Source organism: Pseudoalteromonas sp. SR44-2 (assembly GCF_014163745.1).
Classification (GTDB): domain Bacteria; phylum Pseudomonadota; class Gammaproteobacteria; order Enterobacterales; family Alteromonadaceae; genus Pseudoalteromonas; species Pseudoalteromonas distincta.
In genome coordinates this window covers 40,323-62,608 of the sequence record NZ_JACJDW010000021.1, presented here as the reverse complement: position 1 = coordinate 62,608, position 22,286 = coordinate 40,323, and the positions used below count along the sequence as shown (strand labels likewise).

General features: G+C 39.2%; 18 protein-coding genes. 12 read left to right on the top strand and 6 right to left on the bottom strand.

The features are described from left to right. Positions 1–5 precede the first annotated feature (5 nt). The 3 genes from H5115_RS13600 to H5115_RS13590 all read left to right on the top strand — a co-directional run bounded on the left by H5115_RS13600 (position 6) and on the right by H5115_RS13590 (position 2,272). Positions 6–944: a LysR family transcriptional regulator gene (locus H5115_RS13600; protein WP_002961484.1), complete on the top strand. Its 939-nt coding sequence runs from the start codon at positions 6–8 to the stop codon at positions 942–944. A gap of 177 nt (positions 945–1,121) precedes the next feature. Further along, positions 1,122–1,565 carry a PA2169 family four-helix-bundle protein gene (locus tag H5115_RS13595; protein WP_002961486.1) on the top strand — a complete coding sequence of 148 codons (444 nt, stop codon included), beginning with the start codon at positions 1,122–1,124 and terminating at the stop codon, positions 1,563–1,565. A 314-nt stretch (positions 1,566–1,879) separates the two neighbouring features. Beyond that, the gene (locus H5115_RS13590; protein ID WP_182755774.1) at positions 1,880–2,272 is read left to right on the top strand and encodes a biopolymer transporter ExbD; all 393 of its coding nucleotides are present in this window, start codon (positions 1,880–1,882) and stop codon (positions 2,270–2,272) included. Positions 2,273–2,345: 73 nt separating this feature from the next. Here the strand turns inward: H5115_RS13590 and H5115_RS13585 are convergent, their stop codons facing one another. The 3 genes from H5115_RS13585 to H5115_RS13575 are packed head-to-tail and all read right to left on the bottom strand — an operon-like array spanning position 2,346 to position 7,033. Next, positions 2,346–5,381: a TonB-dependent siderophore receptor gene (locus tag H5115_RS13585; protein WP_182755772.1), complete on the bottom strand. Its 3,036-nt coding sequence runs from the start codon at positions 5,379–5,381 to the stop codon at positions 2,346–2,348. A gap of 9 nt (positions 5,382–5,390) precedes the next feature. Next, entirely contained in the window at positions 5,391–6,470 is a 1,080-nt protein-coding gene (locus H5115_RS13580; RefSeq protein ID WP_182755770.1) for a FecR family protein, read from the bottom strand. Then, on the bottom strand, positions 6,467–7,033 hold the full coding sequence (locus H5115_RS13575) for an RNA polymerase sigma factor (RefSeq protein ID WP_182755768.1): 567 nt from the start codon (positions 7,031–7,033) through the stop codon (positions 6,467–6,469). The genes H5115_RS13580 and H5115_RS13575 overlap by 4 nt, the downstream gene beginning before the upstream one ends. 273 nt (positions 7,034–7,306) lie before the next feature. Here H5115_RS13575 and H5115_RS13570 point away from each other — a divergent pair, with 273 nt between their 5' ends. After that, entirely contained in the window at positions 7,307–7,822 is a 516-nt protein-coding gene (locus H5115_RS13570; RefSeq protein WP_182682652.1) for a DUF2937 family protein, read from the top strand. Here the strand turns inward: H5115_RS13570 and H5115_RS13565 are convergent. After that, a complete protein-coding gene (locus H5115_RS13565; protein WP_182755766.1) occupies positions 7,802–8,689 on the bottom strand; it encodes a LysR family transcriptional regulator in 888 nt (295 codons plus the stop codon). The genes H5115_RS13570 and H5115_RS13565 overlap by 21 nt on opposite strands. A gap of 122 nt (positions 8,690–8,811) precedes the next feature. Between H5115_RS13565 and H5115_RS13560 the strand changes: the two genes are divergently transcribed. From H5115_RS13560 to H5115_RS13525, 8 genes are all read left to right on the top strand, one after another. After that, complete coding sequence (locus H5115_RS13560; protein ID WP_182755764.1) at positions 8,812–9,462, top strand: peroxiredoxin-like family protein; 651 nt, start codon at positions 8,812–8,814, stop codon at positions 9,460–9,462. Continuing rightward, a complete protein-coding gene (locus H5115_RS13555; RefSeq protein ID WP_182755763.1) occupies positions 9,462–10,229 on the top strand; it encodes a haloacid dehalogenase type II in 768 nt (255 codons plus the stop codon). Before H5115_RS13560 ends, H5115_RS13555 begins: the two co-directional genes overlap by 1 nt. Before the next feature lie 220 nt (positions 10,230–10,449). Beyond that, positions 10,450–11,058, top strand: a complete 609-nt coding sequence (locus H5115_RS13550; RefSeq protein WP_182675369.1) for a PilZ domain-containing protein — start codon at positions 10,450–10,452, stop codon at positions 11,056–11,058. Positions 11,059–11,115: 57 nt separating this feature from the next. After that, positions 11,116–12,171, top strand: coding sequence for an agmatine/peptidylarginine deiminase (locus H5115_RS13545; protein ID WP_182755761.1), 1,056 nt, complete (start codon positions 11,116–11,118; stop codon positions 12,169–12,171). Further along, positions 12,168–13,061, top strand: coding sequence for a carbon-nitrogen hydrolase (locus H5115_RS13540; RefSeq protein WP_182755759.1), 894 nt, complete (start codon positions 12,168–12,170; stop codon positions 13,059–13,061). Before H5115_RS13545 ends, H5115_RS13540 begins: the two co-directional genes overlap by 4 nt. A gap of 59 nt (positions 13,062–13,120) precedes the next feature. After that, entirely contained in the window at positions 13,121–16,594 is a 3,474-nt protein-coding gene (mfd, locus tag H5115_RS13535) for a transcription-repair coupling factor (protein ID WP_182755757.1), read from the top strand. After that, positions 16,594–17,430, top strand: coding sequence for a peptidoglycan binding protein CsiV (locus H5115_RS13530; RefSeq protein ID WP_182755755.1), 837 nt, complete (start codon positions 16,594–16,596; stop codon positions 17,428–17,430). The genes mfd and H5115_RS13530 overlap by 1 nt, the downstream gene beginning before the upstream one ends. Before the next feature lie 19 nt (positions 17,431–17,449). Continuing rightward, entirely contained in the window at positions 17,450–17,704 is a 255-nt protein-coding gene (locus H5115_RS13525) for a lipoprotein (protein WP_024597375.1), read from the top strand. A 54-nt stretch (positions 17,705–17,758) separates the two neighbouring features. On the opposite strand, the gene H5115_RS13520 is transcribed toward H5115_RS13525, so the two are convergent. Continuing rightward, positions 17,759–19,111, bottom strand: coding sequence for a hypothetical protein (locus H5115_RS13520; RefSeq protein ID WP_024597376.1), 1,353 nt, complete (start codon positions 19,109–19,111; stop codon positions 17,759–17,761). A 104-nt stretch (positions 19,112–19,215) separates the two neighbouring features. Next, positions 19,216–21,798: a TonB-dependent receptor gene (locus tag H5115_RS13515; protein ID WP_182671753.1), complete on the bottom strand. Its 2,583-nt coding sequence runs from the start codon at positions 21,796–21,798 to the stop codon at positions 19,216–19,218. Positions 21,799–22,286 lie beyond the last annotated feature (488 nt).

Sequence of the window (22,286 nt, the reverse complement as noted above, 5' to 3'; positions counted from 1 at the left end):
ACACAATGAATATAAGTAAAATAGATTTAAATTTACTCGTTTACCTCGATACATTGCTTCGAGAATGCAACGTAACACGCGCTGCTAATCAATTGAGTATAACGCAACCTGCAATGAGTAATGGCCTTAAACGTCTTCGTAACTTATTTAACGACCCTATTTTAGTTCGTACCAGCGATGGTATGGTGCCTACCGAGCGTGCTTTGGAGTTACAACCCGTTATTCGTGGCATATTAATGACGCTTGAAGAAACTCTAGCACCTAATCGAGAATTTGAGGCAAGCCAAAGTAAGCGTGTGTTTAGAATAATGGCCAGTGATTACGCTGCAAGTACATTAGCACCAAAGCTTTTAAGTAAATTGCACGAAGAAGCCCCCGATACTACTTTAGATATACTCACACCAAGTGATGTCACCTTTCATGATGTAGAAAACGGTAAAGTAGATATGGCAATCAACCGTTTTGAAAACTTACCTCAGTCTTTTCATCATAAACGTATTTGGAAAGATAGTTTTTGCTGCTTAGTAAAAGCCGATAATCCTATAATTGAAAACTTTAGTCTCGACAGCTATTTAAAAGCGCGCCATATATGGGTAAGCAAAACAGGTTTTGGTGTAGGTGTAGGCATGGACCCTAAAGATGTGCAAAAACTTGGCTGGGTTGACGAAGCACTTGCTCACTTTGGTAAGCATCGTAATATTGCCACTTTTACGCGTAACTACCATGTAGCTATTCATTTAGCTAAAGAGAAAAATTTGATTGCGACCCTTCCTTCAAAAGCCGCAAATATATATTTAGATGATCCGGGGCTTAAAATTTTAGAGCCACCATTTCCAATTCCTCCTTTTGAGCTTGATATGATTTGGAGTCCACTGTTACATCGCGATGCGAGTCACATTTGGTTACGTCAAAAAGTAGCTGAAGTAGCTGAAGAGCTAAAATAACTTTATTACACAATATAATGTAAAAATTGCTAGGTTAATTTTTTGCCTGTTAACTTAGCATCCTACTGAAACAAAATTAAACCAACAAAATCAAATAACTACATAACTATTAAAACGTGGAACATACATTGCTTTTATTAAATTGAACTATACATTCATTTAATTAAAGAGGTCATTATGAACACCCATCAAGGATCAGAAGTAAATCATATTACTGACATCATTCAAGTTATGAACAGCGGCATCGATTTTTATCAAAAAGCGCAGGAAAAAGTTGAAGACCCTGCTATTGGTGCACTTTTTCAGCGTATGATAGATGCCCGAAAAGTGAGTGTTGAGCGCTTGCAGCCATATGCAATTAATGAAAAAGGCGAACGCGAAGATGGCTCATCTTTCGCAGTTGAAGCACGACGTGCGTACACAGCCCTATTGACTACTTTCACCTCACACAACGACAGCACGTATGTAAAAGAGCTTGAAGAGGTAGAAGATAAAACCCTTGAAGAAATTAAAGCAGCAATGGATAAACCGCAACCAGCTGACTGCGAAGCTGCACTGGCTAAAACATTATTAACAATGCAAAGCTGCCATGCAGAAATGAGCCGTATGCAAAAGCATTAAGCTGACATAGCGCATAACTAGAACCCAGCCTCGAGCTGGGTTTTTTATTGCCTCTAATACCAACCTACATAGTTTTTAAAGCAATTTAACGAATTGAATTACACTATAACGATGCTAAATAGATCCCATATTTAAGCAGATAAGTATAAACACCGCCTTATTTCACCACATTTTAAATACATAATTAGTACAAATATTTAATATTATTAGAATATTTATTTAACCACGCTTTATTTTTGCTGTGCTAATTTTGTTAATAGGTACCTAAAACCTTGCTGTGGCGCCGCAGCATTTAATTAAAAATAAGGTCCAATATGAAAAAACTAACTAAACTGCAAAATAATGCTGATGTAGATATGACCCCGATGTTAGACATAGTGTTCATATTACTAATTTTCTTTATTGTAACTACATCTTTTGTAAAACCTGTGGCTATTGAATTAAACCGACCACTCGACAGCCCTCAAATAGATAAGCCTGTAAAAAATGCTTTATTTAAAATTGATGAAAGTAACGGAGTATATTTTTCTGGGAGGTTAATTGATTTAGAGCAAGTTGCGACTAATTTAGCTATGTTCGCGGCTAAATATGAAATAAGTTCGGTGCTTATAACTGCAGACGAAAACAGTACACATAATACTTTAATGAATGTAATGAATAGTATTAAGCAATACGATGATTATCCAATAAGTTTGATTTCTAAATAAAATCAACCCAAGCTAAAACCAAAAAAAGGGCCTTACGGCCCTTTGAGTTAAATAACAAAAGGGAGGTTAGTAATTAAAAACGGTATTCTGCACCTACGTAATAGTAAGCACCGTTAAATCCAAACGGAGCCGAACGACGTGAGTAGTCAAACACACCTGAGCTGCTAATTACGGTATTACCATTAGCATCTACAATAGTACCTGAGCGAGAGTTACCTATTTCATTTTTATCTGGGTAAACATCGAACAAGTTATTTGCACCAATATTTACTGATAAGTCTTCAGTAACGAAGTAGTTAACTTTAACGTCAGTTAAAATTTCTGCGCCATACGTTTGACGACCACCATCTTCTACTGTGTATTCACCAAAACGATTAAGTGAGAGGTTAACAGTCCAATCATCACGTTGATAAAGCGCACTTAAGTTAATACGGTCCTCTGGTTGCCACTCTTCTATAATAGAGATGTCTTCAGCTGAGAATATATCTTCTACTTTTACTGTCTCAAGGCTTGAGCCAGCAGGAGAGAACAACGATACAACATCTGTTTTGGTAAAGTTAGCTGCAAGTGTAAAATCAAGTGTGCCGCCTAAACCTTCAGTGTTCCACGTTGCTACAAAATCAACACCACGTGTTTCTGTATCAGCACCATTTAAGAAAAACTGCCCTACGCCAGCACCTGCACTATTTAGTGCTGCATCAAGGCTTGTAGATAACCCTTTACCTAAGCGATCACTAATTACAATACGGTCGTCAATATCAATCGAGTAGTAATCAACGGTTACATTAATATTATCGGTAACGTTATACACAATACCTAAACTACGGTTTTGTGATTTTTCTTCTTTAAGTTTTGGAATACCTAAACTTTGCGCAAGTGTTGAATCATTTCTAAATGTACCAACTTCTTCTGCAACTAAATTCCCATTAGTATCAACAACAAATTGTGTGCTTACGTTATTAAAGTAAAGCTGCTGCATTGAAGGCGCTCTAAATCCTGAGCTTAATGCACCACGTAATGAAATATCGTCGGTAATAGACCAGTTACCAGCAAGTTTAAAGTTTACTGTATCGCCAAAACCTTTGTAGTTATCGTAGCGAAGTGCACCAGATAAAATCACATCTTCAATTACATAAGATTCTGCATCTACGTAAAATGAAATTACATCACGTGACTCATCCACTGAAGACGCAGGTGATGAACCACCAAAACCTTGTGAACCACCCGATGCATCTTCAGAGCCAACACCGCCACTTAAACCGCTGTAAATACTTACACCATTTAATGTGTCGTAATCGCGGTACGCATATTCATTACCTTCTAAAATACGGTATTCATCAGTACGTATTTCAGCACCCATTGCTAACGAATAATCATCAAAGTTTTGCGTAAAATCAATATTGATTGTTTGCAGTGATAATTCCATGCCGTAAGCGTACGCTTCACGTGGAATAGTTGTACGAATATCAGCTGCACTTAAGCCTTGGTCATAACGTAAAAAGTTAGCGTATGAGGCATTGATAGTGTCACTTGTAGTGTAATCAATGCTGTTCTCACCATAGGTGTAAGATAAATCAAGGCTTGCATCGTTATCAAATTCAGTTTTATAACCAAAGTTGTACGAGATATCGTCGATAGTTGTGTTGATTTTTGGTAAGAAACCTAGCGGAATCGTTGCATCGTTATCTTGTAGTACTGGGTTACCGCCTGCATTTGCATTATGACGGAAAAATGCAGCCGACTCATTTTCGCGTGTTGAGTAAGTAATAAAGCCGTAAAGCTCGCCATCACCTAACTCGTAACCGGTATTAATTGTTAAACCAAACTGCTGAGAATCAGCATCACCAATTCTAAAGGTATCACGATCGGCTGTCAGCTCACGCGGATCGCCAGCAAGTAAAGTGCCGTCACTTAGTTCTGTACAACCATAAAACTGACAAGAGCCATGTAAACCGGCACGGTTAGTCGGTGCACGGTCACGGTAATTGATAGTTGTATTTAAATAACCGTCATCACCTAGCGCAAAGCCTTTATTAAAATCAAGGTTAATGGTTTCGCCATCGCCTTCAGAATATTGACCGTAGTTAATAGCCGCTTTGCCACCTTCGCTACCATCTTTAAGCACAATATTAATAACACCAGCAATGGCATCAGAACCATACTGAGCAGCAGCGCCATCACGTAATACTTCAATGCGTTTAATTGCAGAGGCTGGAATTGCATTCATGTCAGTACCTGCGGTACCTCGCCCAACAGAGCCATTAATATGAATAATACTTGCTTGATGACGACGTTTGCCGTTAATTAACACCAATGTTTGATCAGGGCCCAAACCGCGAAGTGTCGCAGGTCTTAAAGCATCAGTACCATCACTAATTGCAGAGCTTGAAAAGTTAAATGAAGGGGCGATAGACTGTAGCATACGACCAACTTCTGTTTGGCCTGTATTTTCAAGCGCTTCTGCACTTAGGATATCTACTGGAACGGGTAAATCTTCAACTGAACGTCCTGCTACACGGCTACCGACAATAGCAATTTTTTCAATTTTTTCTTGAGCGACTTCTTCTGCTGCGTTTACACCTTGCGAATTTACTGCAAGTAAAGCTGGTAATACTGCTGCACTGACCGCTGAAAGCTTCATCATGTTGTTATCATTCCTGTTGATTTGTTTGAGTTTTATACTCAGTAAACCATTTTGATCAACAACCGCATCGAGCTCAGTCCCACCTAATAATGCCTCTAGAGCATCTAGCTGAGTATAAAATCCATAAACTGAATTTGCGTCATACTGCTTTGCCAACTCATAAGAAAACACCACGGTTTGCTCTGTTTGTTTAGCATATTCAATTAAGGCTTTGTCTGCTCGCTGCGCTTTTATATCAAATTGCACCATTTGCCCAGTGGTTTGTGTTGCTGCTTGTACACTTAAACTAAAAATAGCCGGTGCAAGCACACTAAATCCACTCAATAAATGCGTTTGGTTACTGCGCAACTTATATAAACAGCTGACAAACAAAAATCCTCTATGGTTTCGTTTCTTTTTTTTAATGTTTTTTTTACGTTCAATCTTTATTGATGCAACTTTATCTAACATTAGTTTGATTTGCATAACGTCTACTTATGATTCTGTATGGTGTTTTAGCGTTACTACATGCTCACCTAAACGCTCATGATCAATCGAAAAGTTAGTTTGTAAACTTTCTAGTAAACCTTCAACGTCACCGGCTTTGAATACTCCAGCCACTTTAATACTGGCAAGCTCAGCTGATGAAAGCTCAAAACGTGTGGCTGTATAGCGGCTTACTTCATTTAAAGCATCGCTTAGCTCTTCTCCATTAAAAATAAGCATCCCGTTTTGCCATGCCAAATCGCGTTGTACGTCGTTCATTGAAAGCTGCGTAATTGGCTTTGTAACACTTTGCTCAATAACTGCTTTTTCGCCTGAGGTAACAATATTGGCATTAATTTGACGAATTTTTTTCGTGCTATTATCTGCAAGTTGATAATCTTTAAAGTCATTAGCATCAACCGCTACACTTGGATCGGTGATCATCACTTTGCCTTCAGTAACCACCAGTTCTAAATCTGATGAAGTATTGCGTTGTACATTAAATACCGTGCCTAACGCGGTAAAACTTTTATCACCGGCCATAACACTAAATGGACGCGTGGCATCTTTTGCTACATTAAAGCGCCCTTCTCCACGACTAAGTAATAACTGCCTGCGACCTTTGCTATAAGCAACTTCTAGTAAGCTATTAGTATTAAGCTGCACTATGGTGCCATCTGGCAACACATACGTTGCTTGCTCGCCTACTTTTGTTTTGTAAATTTTAGTGTAATTAACTTTTGCAAGCTCTTGGTTGTAGCCATTTTCTAAGTTAATTAATAAGTAGCTGCATACCATTAACGCTGCAAACAAACTCGCTGCAATTGAGTAAGAAAACATCCACTTGTTTTTTGATGTTTTAGTATTGTTGCGCTGAGGAAATAAATGACTTAATTCGTTTAATACTGAAAGCTCATCCCAAAGCTGAGCAAGCTCGTATATAGACTCTTGATGTGCGGTGCTTTGCATCATCCATAATTTAAATTGCTCTTTTTCATCATCAGTTAAACCACGATCAATCGCGCTTATCCAATCACATGACTTTTCTAAGATTAAATCTTTTGAATTAAATTGATGAACATTACTCATTCTGCGACCCTCTTAACTGATATAGGATGTGCCTGAGCTTTAGGGTTCGTTTGAGGGCTTTGCTCATGTTCACGCATGTACAACATGGTTTGTAACAATCCTTTGGCAATGTGTTTTTCAACAGTGCTTTGGCTTAACTGCATTTGGTCTGCTATCTCTTTTTGGCTCATACCGTAAACTTTTTTTAATATAAAGCATTTACGAATCGATGAGCTTAGTTGCTCAGTAGCTCTACAAAAAAGTAAAAAACGCTCTTTAGATGTGTATTCGTCTTCGAGCTTCATTGATTTGAGTAATACGGGCAATTCGTTATCATCTTCTAACGAATCATTAAATTTATTGTCCCACTTAGCTATATGGTTGAGTGCTAGATGTTTTGCTGTTTTTAGCATATAACTGCGGGTAAACTGGATGTCTTGTTTTAAATCAGCTTCATAGCTTTTTACAAAAGTTTCTTGCACAATATCTTCTACATCGTCGGGTTGAACAATGCGCGATACAAAACGTTTGAGCTGTTTAGAAATATCAACAAATGTTGACGTGAACTTTACTTTTTTCGTCATCCTTAACATCCACCTGTTGTTATTTTTATTATTAGGGCGTGTTGGCCTTTCGTGGTTGAATTTGCAGCAGTACGTTTGATATTTAGGCAAGGCAGAGCCTATGTAGTGTGGTTATTCCCCATAAATAGGTGATAACGCAGCATAAATACCATACATGCGCTGCCCTTTGGGTTCAATCCTCAAAGGTTAACACGCCCCAATAGATTACGAGTTTTTGACATAAAAACAAGCTCAAATGTTAATTCTGGGTTATTTAAATGCATAGGAAGATAAATGAGTAAACTTTTAGATTATATACGACTTAGTTTCTTTGCATTCGGTTTACTACTTGGAGTGCAAATACCTGCATTTGTAAGTGACTTTGGCCAAGCATTATCAGCCCAGTTAATTGAAGCTAATAATGCCGTTGCGCCTTTTAAAAGCGATGCAGCTAAGTATTTCAATAATGATTTAAATAAGCTAATAAAACACTATCAAAATATTGATGATGAAATTGTGAACAAAGGGGCAAGTAATATCAGTACTCTTTACGAGCGGCAGCAAGATTTACAGATAGCCGTAAATAGGTTTGAGAAATCTCCGTATATATTTACTATGATCAGTGGCATGAGCGATATAAAGCAACAAGTATGGCAACGCTTTGAAGGTCAAATCATTTTGAAAAAAGACTCTATTATAGCCGCCATTGTTGCAGCCATAATTGTTGCCTTGCTTGCAGAGCTTACTGGTTATTTGTTTTTAACTGGAGTAAAACGCTCATTTAAACGCTTATTCGCAGCTCAAAAATAGTGATTTCATAAAATCATAAAATACATCGGTTTTGCGGGTTGTTAAACTATTTTGCGGACGTAAAAACCAAACCGGTGCATCATTTTGTGCCATTACCCCAGGCATAACTTCAACCAAAATACCGTTTTTAAGATCTTCATTAATCGCTATTTTTGACTTAATAGCAATACCATGACCTGCAATAGCAGCTTGTGTCATATTATCGGAGTTTGAAATAGTAAAACGAGTTTTAGCATTAAAAGTATGTATTTTTTTTTGTTCGTCAAAAAGCTTTAACTGGCGTTGCCACGGCAGGCAAACCCAATAATGCTCACTCAATTGCGTTAAATTTTCAGGCATACCGTACTTTTCTATATAGCTAGGGGCTGCACACAGTATGCGACTATTGTTTACGATTTTACGAGAAAGTAATCCTGAGTCATTTAATTTTCCCACCCTAATTGCAACATCTTGCGCATCATCAACCACATTTACAAAATGATCCGTTATTAAAAAATCAAGCTTTAGTTCAGGGTAAGCTTGCTCAAACTCATTGAGTTTAGGCATTACGTATTTTGAAAAAACCCAAGGCGGCATGGTCACGCGTAGTAAACCACTCACCGATGAGCTGCGCGCGCCAATACTATGTTCAGCATCGTGAAGGGCTTCTATTATAGCCCCCACACGCGTATAAAATATTTCACCTGCGGGAGATAACCGTACTCGCCTGCTATCTCTGAAAACAAGTACTGTAGCAAGCTCACGCTCTAGTTTACTTAAGCGATGGCTCACCGTTGCAGGCGATAAACGCTGCTCGCGGGCAGCAGCAAGCACGCCCTTATTTTCAACTACAGCTATAAATGTTTCTAGGTCGCTTAAATTATACATAAAGATGCCATTGTGCACTTTTCAATGTTTAATATTTTCGAATGAAGCTTTCAGTATTGCAATGTTTATTTAAATATCTAAAACACTATAATTGCAAATAGTCTAATTATTGAGGTTCAATCATGAGTTTAAAAGCGCAAATAGATGCCTATAACGTACAAAAAGATGCCAAATTACCGGCTGACGTTTTGGCACTAATGAACACTACAAACGAAGAGCTAATTGCACAGCATATTAAAGATAATGCATTGCAAATTGGTCAAAAAGTAGAAATCTTTAGCTTAGCCAACCATAACGGCGAAAACATTGAGCTTGCAGATTTATTAAAAAAAGGCCCGGTAATCATTAGCTTTTACCGTGGTGGCTGGTGCCCATATTGTAATTTAGAACTAAAAGCACTTAACGACTACTTACCACAATTTAAAACTCAAAGTGCTCAGTTAATCGCAATATCACCACAACTACCTGATGAAACTCTCTCAACTGCACAAAAAAACGACCTTGAATTTGACGTGCTTTGCGATATGAGCAATAAAGTAGCTGAGCAATTTGGTTTATTGTTTACACTTGATGAGCGTATTCAAGCGTTATACACACAATTTGGTATTGATTTTGAACACTACTACGGCGATAAAAGCTTTAAATTACCGCTACCGGCCACCTATGTGATAAACCAAGAAGGTGTTATCACATACGCATTTTTAAGCGAAGATTACACCCTACGCGCAGAACCTATTGATGTTATGACAGCACTTGAATCGGAGAATAATTAATGTCTATTTTAAAATCGTTAAAAACACTTACTCTTTCGCTACTTGTGGGCACAAGCCTTGTATCTGGTTATGCAGTCGCTGATGAAACAAAAGAACAAGCAAAACCTAAAGTGCTTATTTTTGATGTAAACGAAACCCTACTTGATTTAACGTCAATGCGTACCTCTATTGGTAAAGCGCTAGGCGGACGTGAAGATTTATTACCACTGTGGTTTTCGACTATGCTGCACCATTCATTAGTAGGTACTGTAAGCGGTAGTTATCACGACTTTGGGCAAATCGGTGTGGCGTCACTCCTTATGGTTGCTCAAAACAACAACATTAATATTACAAGTGAACAAGCTAAAACAGCTATCGTTACGCCTCTTTTAACGCTTCCTCCACACAGCGATGTTAAAGAAGGACTGGCAAAACTCAAAGCACAGGGCTATAAGTTAGTAAGCCTTACAAATTCTTCAAACAAAGGTGTAAAGGCACAGTTTGAAAGCGCTGGTTTAATGTCTTACTTTGATGCGCGTTACAGCATTGAAGATATAAAAATTTACAAACCAGACTTACGTGCGTATGAGTGGGTACTTAAAAAGCTAAACGTAGCACCAAATGAAGCAATGATGGTTGCAGCCCATGGTTGGGATGTTGCTGGTGCAAAAGAAGCTGGCTTACAAACCACTTTTATAGCACGCCCAGGTAAGGCACTTTACCCACTAGCTAAAAAACCAGATCACGTTGTGAAAGATTTACATGAATTAGCCGCTCTACTTAAATAAGTACACGCTGATGAATCAATACCCAAGCGGCCAATGTTAGGATGACATTGGCCGCTTTTTTATAACTAACCCTAAATATGTCTTAGTGTATTTATTTTCATAATTAGTATGTTAAAAATTGAATGTAAACAAAGCATTTAGCCCGCTATGCGTTATTTTATCTGCTAGCAATTTAGTACTCACAACGCTACTATTAAATAAATACGTGGTGGAGAACATAATGAATAGTGAAAGATTAGGTGAGTTTGAGCAGTACTTTCAAATTAATGAAAGTATAAGAGTAAATTTATTCCCCGTATCAACCGGACAAGTTCCTAAATCGCAGCTTGAGCTTGAAGACGACATTCCCCCACTATTTAGATTAGCAAATGAAGTAAGTGAGCTTGAGCAAAGCTCGTTACGCCCACTGCGTAACTTAGGCGATATAGCACAAGAGCTAGCTACATTTTTACAAGCGCAGTCACGTAAAATAGATTTAATAATGAGCCATATTTTGGCCTCAGAACAAGCCCAAGATAACGCAATACAATGTGATAGCTACGGCGGTGGCGGTATTCGTTTTACATCACCTGAAGTACACTCAATTGGCCAAGCATTTAGAACCAAACTATTTTTGCACCACGAGGCCTCTGCGGTTTATTGTTACACCGAAGTTGTAGCAGTAGAAAAACAAGATAGCGAACACTACCAATACACTATGCTCTTTACCGCAATTAGAACTACTGACCAAGAACTTATTGTTAGAGCGAGTTTACATGCTCAAACCCGCCAACTTAAAAAACGTCAAGAACTTGATCAAAACCAAGGCGACCTAAACAGTGATAATTAGCTGACATCTTTATGTAAAATGCTAAACTAGCGCCATCTTAATTAGTATATAGAATTCATGAACTTTAGACTTTTACCAGAATGGGCCGAGCAAGACGCTGTTATGCTTACATGGCCTCACAAAGACACCGATTGGGCCGACAACTTAGCGCGTGTAGAACCTGTATATATTGAACTTGCTAAACACATAACAACGCAGCAACAGCTTGTTATTGTGGCGCATAACAGTGCCTTAAAAGTGCATATTACAGCATTACTAAATAGTGCTAACGTCTCTCTTAATCGTGTTCATTTTGTAATAACGCCTACTAACGATACATGGGCGCGCGATCATGGTCCGCTTACTTGCGCCGCTATTGATTCACCAAAGCAATTAAAAGTATATGATTTTACTTTTAATGGTTGGGGCAATAAGTTTGAAAGCGCATTAGACAATCAAATTAATCGCACTTTGGTAAAAGAGCTAAGTAGTACAAACAACCAATATCAAGCGCTCGATATGGTACTTGAAGGTGGCGGTATTGAAATAAACGAGCACGGTGTGTTGCTAACAACCAGCGAATGTTTGCTTAATAAAAACCGTAACCCTGATTTAAACCCAAATGATATTGAAGCACTTTTAAAAGAGCACTTAGGCGCGACGAGTTTTTTATGGGTTGAACATGGCTATTTAGCGGGCGATGACACCGACAGCCACATTGATACTTTAGTGCGTTTTGCTCCAAATAATACCCTTGTATATGTGCAGTGTGACGATAAAACTGATGAGCACTTTAGCGCACTTGATGCGATGGAAAAACAACTAAAAACCTTTAAAACTGCCGATAACACCCCATATAACTTAATTGAGTTACCGTGGCCAAAAGCCGCTTATGACGATGAGCAAACACGCTTACCGGCTACCTACGCTAACTACTTAATTATTAATAATGCTGTGCTTGTGCCAACGTATAATGATGCCAATGATGAGCGTGCTCTTGCGCAAGTTCAAAAAGCATACCCACAACACACTATTATTGGCGTAAATTGCCAACCAATTATTGAACAATTTGGCAGCCTGCACTGTATTACAATGCAATTACCTCGTGGATTTTTAGCTGGAGCAGCACAATGACAAGCCCTGCAAAATTAACCGTTGCGTTAGTGCAACAAAGCAATACCGATAACGCTCAGGACAATATGGCAAAATCAATGAGTGCCATTCGTGAAGCCGCTCAAAAAGGTGCAAAACTGGTTGTACTCCAAGAGCTACACCGAAGCCTCTATTTTTGCCAAACCGAAAATGTTGACGTATTTGATTTAGCCGAAACCATTCCAGGCCCTAGCAGTAATGCCTTAGGTGAGCTTGCTAAAGAGCTAAGCATTGTTATTGTCGCGTCTTTATTTGAAAAGCGCGCTACGGGCCTTTATCACAATACTGCAGTTGTATTAGAGCAAGACGGCAGTATTGCAGGTAAATACCGCAAAATGCATATTCCTGATGATCCAGGTTTTTACGAAAAATTTTACTTTACCCCAGGTGATATCGGTTTTGAGCCTATTCAAACCTCGGTGGGTAAATTAGGCGTGCTAGTATGTTGGGATCAATGGTTTCCTGAAGCTGCACGTTTAATGGCAATGGCTGGCGCTGAGGTATTAATTTACCCAACCGCTATCGGTTGGGATCCTAACGACGACATTGCTGAGCAAACTCGTCAAAAAGATGCGTGGGTTATTAGCCAGCGTGCCCATGCTGTTGCCAATGGCGTACCGGTAATTAGCTGTAACCGCGTTGGCCATGAAAGTGACCCAAGCGGGCAAAGCGATGGTATTTCATTTTGGGGAAATTCGTTCATTGCAGGCCCACAAGGTGAACTATTAGCAGAGGCGAATAATACTGATGAGCAAATTTTAGTAGTAGAAATTGATCAAAAACGCTCAGAAAACGTAAGACGTATCTGGCCTTTCTTACGTGACCGAAGAATTGATCACTATAAAGACCTAACAAAAATATACCGAGACTAAGTAACCTTAACTCAAGATGGCTCTTACTTGCTAAGAGCCAACTATAAATGGAGTAATAAATGGCGTTTGAGCAATGGGCAGCCTTGCCTTGGGTAAAATCTCATAAAGATAAAATTCAATGGGGCCAGCTAAGCGGAAGTGGTTTAAGTATTGCTATTGCTGAAGGCGTTAAACAACAAGATAACTTAGTCTTAATTGTTACGCCTGATACACCAAGTGCACTGCGCCTTGAAACAGAATTAGAATATTTATTACCCGATAACCCAGTCATGGTATTTCCTGATTGGGAAACTCTGCCATACGATCATTTTTCTCCCCATCAAGATATTATTTCAGCCCGTTTGGCCACTTTAAACACCTTAAAAAAAGAACAACAAAGTGTGTTAATTGTTCCTGTATCTACTTTAATGTTGCGCACAGCCCCGGCCTCATTTATTTACGGTTCAACAATAAACTTTAAAGTAGGCGACAAACTAGACACACATAACTTTCGTGACAACTTAGAGCAAGCTGGTTATTTAAATGTTCAACAAGTAATGGAGCACGGCGAATACGCTATACGCGGCTCTATCGTTGACTTATACCCAATGGGTAGCCCACACCCATTTAGACTCGACTTTTTTGATGACGAACTCGATAGCATTCGCTTATTTGATGTAGAAACACAGCGCTCTGATGAAAAAGTAGATAAAATTGAGCTACTTCCAGCGCATGAATTTCCTACTAACGACGCTGATATTGAACGTTTTAGAATAAGCTACCGTGAAAAGTTTGGCGCAAGCTCGCAGCAAGATTCAGTATACATGCAAGTAAGCAAAGGTAACTGGCCTGCAGGTATTGAATACTACATGCCGTTGTTTTTTGAAAAGCTCGCGACTATTTTTGACTACCTGCCAGATACAACAACCGTTATGCAGCTGGGTGATTTAGAGCACGCGGCAGATAACTTTTGGCACGATGTAAATGTACGCTATGAAAACCGCAGAGTTGACCCACTTCGTCCATTACTTGAACCTAATGCGCTTTATCAGCCAATTGAAGAGCTGTTTTCTAATTTAGGCAATTTTGCACGTATTAGATTATCCCTTGCAAAGCTTGGCACTAAAGCGGGTAATAAAAACTTAAGCGTTAGCGAGTTGCCAGCCATTCGAATTGATCATAAACAGCATGAACCTTATGGCGCGTTTATAAATTATGTAGCAGAGCAAAAAAAGAAAAAAGGCCGCATATTACTCAGTGTTGAATCGGACGGTCGTCGCGAATCATTGCTGAGCATTTTAAAGCCAAGCGGTTTAAAATTTAAAGAATTTGAAACACTCGAACAATTTATAAAAAGTGCAAGTGACGTAGGCTTAATAGTAAGTCCGCTCGAGCAAAGTGTCGTACTTGGCACTAAACCAAGCCTTTCTATTATTACCGAGCAAGAACTGCTTGGTATAAAAGTATCTCAGCGCAGACGCCGCAAGCACAAGTACGAAGCCAGCCAAGATGCACTAATCCGTAACTTAGCCGAACTTAAAGAAGGTCAACCTGTCGTGCATCTCGATCACGGTGTTGGCCGTTATCAAGGTTTGCAAACCATTGATGCTGCAGGTGTAGTTACAGAGTTTGTGACAATTACTTACGCAAGTGAAGCTAAATTATACGTGCCAGTGTCTGCATTGCATATGCTTAGTCGTTACTCTGGTGGTGAAGAAGCCAGCGCCCCACTGCATAAGCTTGGCTCAGATGCATGGGAAAAAGCAAAAAAACGTGCGGCTGAAAAAGTTCGCGATGTCGCCGCTGAATTACTCGACATTTATGCTCAGCGCCAAGCAAAGCCTGGTAATAAATTTACTCTAGATGCCCCCGCATATCGTCAATTTAGCGATAGCTTTCCGTTTGAAGAAACTGACGATCAGCGTAACGCCATAGAAGCCGTATTAGGTGATATGCAATCAAAACAAGCCATGGATCGCTTAGTGTGTGGTGACGTAGGCTTTGGTAAAACAGAAGTGGCCATGCGCGCTGCTTTTGTAGCAGTTAACGATGATAAACAGGTAGCCATTTTAGTACCAACTACCCTGCTGGCTCAACAACACTATGAAAACTTTAAAGACCGTTTTGCTGATTTTCCTATTGAAGTAGGTGTGCTTTCGCGCTTTAACTCCACTAAAGAGCAAAAAGACACACTTGAAAAAATGGCCAACGGTAAGCTCGATATAGTTATTGGCACGCATAAACTTATTCAACAAGACATTAAATTTAACGATTTAGGCTTGCTCATTGTTGATGAAGAACATCGCTTTGGTGTTCGCCAAAAAGAGAAAATTAAAGCACTGCGCGCCGATGTAGACATACTCACACTGACTGCAACGCCAATACCTCGTACACTCAACATGGCCATGAGCGGCATGCGCGATTTATCGATAATCGCAACGCCACCGGCGAAACGTTTAGCGGTAAAAACCTTTGTACGCCAACGCGATGTAGAACTTGTACGCGAAGCAGTACTGCGAGAAATTAAACGCGGTGGCCAAGTTTACTTTTTACATAACAACGTAGAAACTATTGAGCGTGTTGCACAAGAAATTAGTGAATGGGTACCTGAAGCTAGTGTGACTACAGCCCATGGCCAAATGCGCGAGCAAGAGCTTGAGCAGATAATGACTGACTTTTATCATCAAAAATACAACGTACTGGTATGTACCACGATTATCGAAACCGGTATTGATGTGCCTACGGCTAACACCATTATCATGGACAGAGCAGATAAACTCGGCCTTGCCCAGTTACACCAATTACGTGGACGAGTTGGTCGAAGCCACCATCAAGCGTATGCCTATTTACTAACAGGTGACCCTAAAGCCCTTTCTAAAGATGCGAGTAAACGCTTACAAGCAATTGAATCATTAGAGGACTTAGGTGCAGGTTTTGCCCTCGCTACACACGACTTAGAAATTCGTGGTGCGGGTGAGCTACTTGGCGATGATCAATCAGGCCAAATGCAAACCATCGGCTTTAGTTTGTATATGGAAATGCTCGAACAAGCCGTAAATGCGCTGCGCGAGGGTAAAGAGCCAACGCTTGAAAACCTACTTCAAAAACAAACCGAAGTAGATTTAAAGCTAGCTGCATTACTACCTGATGACTACATACACGATGTTAATGCACGCTTGGGTATGTATAAGCGAATTGCAAGTTGTGCTAACCTTGATGATATAGATGAACTACAGGTGGAACTAATAGACCGCTTTGGTTTACTACCTGATGCTGCTAAAAACCTATTTAGCCTACAATTATTAAAAATGAAAGCTAGTAGTTTAGGTATAACTAAAATTGAGGCAAACCCAAAAGGTGGTTACTTTGAGTTTAGCCAAGATACCAAGGTTAACCCTAGCTTCATCATTGGCTTGATACAAAGTGCGCCTAAGGTGTACAAAATGGATGGCGCAAATAAACTGCGCTTTGCAATTAGTGAGGCAAATGCCCGCGAACGCTTAAAAATGGTCACTGCAATGATTGCAGATTTCGAAAAAAAGGTTAGCCATTAATGTTGCTAAAAAAATCGCTTATTGTTTTATGCTGCTTATTTAGCAGCACTGCATTTGCAGAACGCTGGTTTGAGGTTGAGGTGCTTGTATTTAAACAGCGCCCTGCCCCGTATTTACAAGAAGACTTTAGCCTTAAGCACAAAGCTATTGAAGATAAAAATACGCTAGACTTACTGACCCCTCTTTACACTGAACAAGCAATGCAGGCCTGCATAGATGGCGATGAGCGTTTTCAAAAACGCACTTTTACTGATTCATTAGTTAATTCAAACCCGCAATCGGGTGTATGTGACAACAGTATTAACTACCTACAAAGCTACGATGAGCTACCTGTAACGCCTTTAGCACCCGCTAAAGATGATATGCAGCAAACCTATTTATTAGCGCCGCAACAGCTGCAATTTAAAGCGCAATATAGGCAACTAGACCGCAAAGGCTTAACACCTATTCTACATACTGGCTGGCGCTTTGAAGGCGCAAGCAAGTCACGCGCCCCAAGCATGCATTTAATAGCGGGTAAGCATCTTAAAAATGAACCCAATGTAACACCTAGCTATTCAAACCCTGATTTTGTAAGTTTATTGAATTCACAACCGGCGCTATTTAACGACCCAGATCAATCAAAAGCAGAATGGGAACTAGACGGTTTATTTAAAATACATTTACGACATTATTTATACATAACAGCTAATTTTGATATTAGCCAAAAGCTAGAAAACGGCGATATAGAGTCAGCCCGTTTCTCTCAGTTTAGACGTGTAATTAGTGGTGAAGTACATTACTTTGACCATCCACGAATGGGCATGATTGTCCAGATCAGAAAATTCAAACATTAATATTAAGTAGGATATAACAATGAAAAAACTCCTTATCATCGCAGCTACATTAAGCCTTGCGGCTTGTTCTAAGGTAAGTCTTGAAAATTATGAAAAAATTAAAGTAGGCATGGATAAGACTGAAGTTGAAACTATTTTAGGCAGTGCTGATAACTGTGTTGAAAAAACACTACATACTAACTGCGTATGGGGCGATGAAGCAAAAAATATCGAGATCACGCTAGTATCGGACAAAGTAACTTTGTATAGCAAACATGGCTTGGCTAATAAATAAAGTGACCAAATATTAGGGGCTGATTGTATCAGCCCCTTTTAAAATTAATTAAACTCATTTTTTGGAGTAGATAAGCTCAATATTAACGATTTTACTGCGATTTAACGTTATTTTATAGCGTTGATAAAGTGTTTTATCTTCCTCAGTTAGAACAAGTACCATGTTTAATTGATAACGCCTTTCTACAGCCTGCTTAGAAATTTTATTACTGTCTAAATGATATAGCTTCCCTTCACCACGTTTTAAATAACGTGCAAATGGTGCAAGATTAAATTGTAGCGTGTGCTGTAGTGTATCGTAGCCGGGCAAAAATTCTTTCGCACTAACACGTGTCTCACTTGCAAAGTGTAACCACTGCGCAGCTTGTTTATTTTGTTGACGACGTTTTGAAAAAATAGATTTCACTTCTTTAGGTATTTTCTTAAAGCGCATGTATTCGAGCCAAATTAGCTGACTCGCTACTTTGTCTTTGGTAATACTATTTTTAAAACTAAATCGCCACTTAGGTCGCCCTTGTACAATGGCTCGCCAAATCATACGTGTAATATCCTCTTTAAATATTTCACGTAGCCCGTAAATAACCCCTAAAATTAAAATAAGCGTCGCGGTGACTTCAGTAAACGTTGAGCGAGCATTGAGTATTACAACCATCACAAATGCCATGATAACGGCTGTAACAGTGCCTTTAACTAATCGCTTAAGGTAGCTGTTAAGAAACCGCGTTTGACGCTGTAATATTACGCCGTGCTCAATTAAGCGTTGTAACAAGCGCATTTTATTTGTTATTCGATTTGCGTCTTGCATGGTTGTTTCAGAGTTGTAGCTTTTCTCTGCTCGATACGTATTTTCGCTTTTACAAAACTGCAGTAAATCGTTACGCTCTTTTGCATAATCGCTACTACGTGGGCCTTCATCTAAAAGCTTTAAAAAAGATTGCTCAACATGCCAACTTAAATAGTTATCAGCATTGGTAAAAAATGGCAGTAGTTTTTCGTCATCTGGTGTGTAGCGACGCAGCTTTTTTAAAAGCCCTTCGCTTTGCTCATATACCTCGTTAGCACGTTTATAAAAATCTTCTGCCTCATCAATTTTTAACGCGTCTTTTATATCGGCATCAAGGGCTAAACGTACTTGATAACAAAATAAATTAAGATTTTGCCGGTAATCTTGTTGCTCACCTTTGTTTTTACTAACAAAACGGCTTCTCACTAAAGGCAAATGTATATTGTTAGCGTTATACGCTAGGTGTGATTTAAAGTGGTTATTAAAGTAAGATTCTTCGGTAAGTGTTTGCGGATTAATCCCCATTTCATTAGGGATAGAAAAATACAGATCTATGCGCTGTTCAGAACGAGGAGTTAGTTCTGGTTCAATGACAAAAGATAAGTTTTCATCTTGTTTTAACAATCAGTTCTCCTTCTAAGATATCGTTTTAGTGTACTTGTCTCCTTTATTTTGTTCAATAAAAAAGGCTCAGTAAATACTGAGCCTTAATAAGATTAATGTGCTAGTTAAAATTTAACGTTTACACCAGCAAATACACGACGGCCAAGTACATCATATGTGTACGGGTCAGTATTAGAATCGTTGTTACCTGAGTAGTATGGTGGTTGCTTATCGAATAAGTTATTTACACCTGCAGTTAACGAAACCATGTCACTAATAAAGTAAGAACCGCTCACATCATGGTAAACAACAGATGGTGTTGTTGGTGCATAACATGTAGATTCTTTACCTAAACAGCTGTAGCTATCCATTCCTGCAATGTAACGTGCTTTGTAGTTAGCAGACCAAGCATCACCTTTAACATCTAGCTCAAAGTTTGCTTTTACGTCAGCATAACCACCTATACCAGAAGTAATTAAACCAGCGTAATCAATGCTTGATTCAATAACATCAACAGTGTACTCGTCAAGGTAAGTAACATCTAATGACGTATTCCAAGCAAGGCCAGCTAAATCAAATTTGTAATTTAAGTTTAAGTCATAACCTTTTGTTTGCTCATAACCTACATTTTGTAGTTGGTTATTAAACGCGATACGACCTGTGCTTTGGTTAAAATCGATATTTGCTGAACTACAAAGTGCTGTTGATTGATTCGCTAAAGAGCCATCTGTTGCAAGACATGAATCAACAATGTATTGGTTGTTTACTGTAGCAATAGCGTTTTCGATTTCAATGTCGTAGTAATCTAACGTCATTGAGAAACCTTCGAACCATTCTGGTTCGTAAACTACACCAACGGTAACTGTATCAGCTAATTCAGGTGTTAATTGGTCATTACCACCAACGGTTACTTCAGCCTGATCTTGTGCACCGGTGAAGCTAACTTGCTCATAAGATGGAGAATCACCTGAGTATAGCTCAGCAACTGTAGGAGCACGGAAAGCTGTAGAACGAACACCACGAAGCATTAATTCGTCGTTTACACGCCAAGTTAAACCAAGTTTCCACGTTTCATCAGAACCAAATGTGCTGTAATCAAAAGCACGGATCGCAGCGCTTAATTCTACATTTTGTGCAAGATAAGCATCTGCAACTAAAGGAATAGCCAGCTCAAGGTATGCTTCGTTTACATCAAAACGACCGCTTGTTGCATCAACGCGTGGATCATTTGCAAGACCTTGTGAAGTGATCGAATCTGGTGTGTACCACGCTTTTTCTTCACGGCGTTCAAGACCTGCAGCAAAACCTACAAAGCCCGCAGGTACTTCCATTAACTCACCAGAAAGCGCAGCTGTAATCATAAATAATTGACTGCCGCCTGAGTTTTGCTCAGTGTAAACATAATCACTAAAGCTACTGCTTGACCATGAAGCTTGTGAAAGTGGGTTAAAGTTACCAGCTTCAATTTCGCTTTGAATTGAACCCATATTGTGAAGGTTGCTTAAGCGATCTACTGAGTCATTACGACCAAAAATTACTGATGTATCCCACTCTAAACCGTTATCTAAATAACCTGCAGCACCGATAACAGAACGAACTGTATCAACTACTTGAGATGAATCACGTGTACCAGTGTCAACCATACGACGGCCGTAAGAAACTTCATCACCGTAATTAATATTTTGGTCGATTAAAGAATCACCCATCCACTCAGCGTAGTCAAAGTCGAACCATACTGGTTGAGGTGCTAATTGCTGCTCTGACCAACGTTTTGAGTATGTAAATTCAGAGTATAAACGCGTGTCATCAGTTAAATCAAAACTACCAATACCTGTAAGGTTTAAACGACGCATTGGCGTGTATAAGTAGCTAGATTGCGAATAGTTGTAAGCATCACTAGTACCAAAGTCGTGCCAACCATTATCAGCTTGACCTTGTAAAGATTCATCACCTGACCAAACATGGCCATTAGGAGTATAAGAAGAACCAGAACAGTACGGAGCACTGCCATCGCCATCTTCAGTTAATGGACAATCAGAAAAGCTACGATCAGCCTGAGAAGCATCGCCACGGTCTGTGTACTGCAAACCGATTACAACGTTACCACGACCGAAGTTACCACCCATTGTAATATCAAAAGACGTTTCATCTGCGTCACCTTCAGTAGTGATTGCTGATTTAACATTAAGGTCTAGGCCTTCAAAGTTATCTTTTAAGATAATATTTACAACACCCGCAACAGCATCAGTACCATAAACAGCAGATGCGCCATCTTTAAGTACTTCAATATGCTTGATCATAGATACTGGGATAGTATTTAAATCAACTGTAGAAGCTGCGCCTGTACCTGAGTTGATCATACGGCGGCCGTTTACAAGTACTAAAGTACGTTGTGAACCTAAACCACGTAAATCAATTGATGCATTACCACCAGAACCATTATTGATACCTGGGTTTGTCATTGCGCCGCCTGTAGCGGTCATTTTTTGTAGTACAGAATCTACTGATACTGCGCCTGAAGCAGCAATATCATCAGCACCGATAATAGTAACTGGGCTAGCGGTTTCCATATCTGCGCGCTTAATGCGAGAACCCGTTACTTGAATTTTTTCGATTGCTTGTGCTGAGTCTTCAGCAGCAAGAACTTGCACACTTGAGAACATTGGAAATGCTGCGATTACAGCTAAACCAAGAGTTGATTTTTTCATGAAAGAACCCTACTTGTTGGAAATTTACCTTTATTGGTAATGCTCACTTTTTATTAGAATAGTGAGTCAGGTGGGCAACTTAGGCGCCTTTAACTGAACGAAAACTTAACGACAGCTCAATTTATATCAAGAAATAAAATGGAATAACTATAGTAGGTACATAGGTTACATTATGTTTCAGTGTTAATTAATAAATACACTTTAAAAACAATGCCTTGAGAAAACAGGGAAACATTAGAAACACACCTGAAACCAAAGTGATTCACTTTGTAATCAAATGTAATTAACTGAGCTACGTACCAAAAACAGACAAATTAACAACTTAATCACAGCAAATTATTAAAACCGCAAAACTAAATGTTAATTAATAACCATATTTATGCATACTTGGTGCTTAAACAGTCTTATTTAGCCCCTTTGGAAGGTTTTTTGATTAGATTTTTTATTCAGTCGTAATTAAAGTTGAACTTTTAGAGAGCACTTATTCA